At 37.0% G+C, this 1,208-nt stretch carries 1 pseudogene; it reads left to right on the top strand.

Features of this window, described 5'->3' with window-relative positions:
• Nucleotides 1-1,208 (top strand): annotated as a pseudogene (locus P20495_RS22170) (hypothetical protein); the annotation flags it as partial.

The raw sequence follows: 1,208 nt of genomic DNA, 5'->3' as shown, positions 1-1,208 counted from the left end.
AGAAGAGCCTGAACTTGAAGAAGAGCCTGCGCTTTTAGAAGAACCTGCGCTTTTAGAAGAACCTGCGCTTTTAGAAGAGCCTGAACTTGAAGAAGAGCCAGCGCTTTTAGAAGAGCCTGAACTTGAAGAAGAGCCTGCGCTTTTAGAAGAACCTGAACTTGAAGATGAGCCTGAAATTGCAGAAGAGCCTGCGCTTATAGAAGAGCCTGAACTTGCGGCAGACCTAGATGATTTTTCAGATACTTCAGAGACCTTACTTGATCCAGAAGATGCACTAGAAGAATACAATGATGACGAACTAAAAAGTGTTGATGAACTCTTAAATGAGTTACAGCAAGTAGAAGATGATTATATTGAAACGCCAGAGTGGTCTTTAGAAGATTTAGATAATGATATTGAAGAAGTTGAAATTGATTTAGGTGATGATCCATTAGCAGATGATGCAAGCACAAATCGATTACCTGAACATTCAGATACCAATATGGTAGTGAGTGATGAAAATTCAGACGAATATACTGAATTAGATATAGACGAACCTTACTCAGGTGCTACTGATGAACAAGATGTTGAGTCTACGCAAGATATTGATTTAAAATCTGAGACTAAACAAGTTATAGCAAGTCAAACTGAACAAGATTTAGCGAGTGCACTTGCGCAAGGAAGCGATTTAGATAGCCTCGAGGATGATTTAGACGATGAGCTGTTACTCGATAATGACTTTACTGAACTTGATAAAGATCTAGCAATTGATGCTGAACTACAAAACAGTCAAATAGATGAAAATCTTAACGAATTCGATAACGATGAATTACCGACAAGCTTAGATGATGATATTACGGTTAATGAATCTGAAATTCCAGAGCTTGAAAAAACTCAACCTTTAGAACCTGACGACGAATTGTTACTTGATAATGATTTTACTGAGCTTGATACAGATCTAATCAATGATGATGAATTATCACTAAATTTAAATGACGAACCAAAACCCTCATTACCGAGTCAAACAGAGCAAAATTTAGCGAATGCACTTTCAACTGAAAATGATTTAAATAGCTTAGATGATGATTTTGACGATGAATTATTGCTTGATAATGACTTTACGGAGCTTGATACAGATAGCGATGAATTACCGATAAATTTAGATGATGCTAGTACGGTTAATGAATCTGAAACTCCCGAGCTTGAAGAAACTCAACCTACAGAGCCTG

Source organism: Pseudoalteromonas sp. BSi20495 (assembly GCF_000241185.1).
GTDB classification, from domain to species: domain Bacteria; phylum Pseudomonadota; class Gammaproteobacteria; order Enterobacterales; family Alteromonadaceae; genus Pseudoalteromonas; species Pseudoalteromonas fuliginea.
The sequence above is the reverse complement of the archived record's forward strand: the minus strand, read 5'-3'. Positions and strand labels throughout refer to the sequence as shown.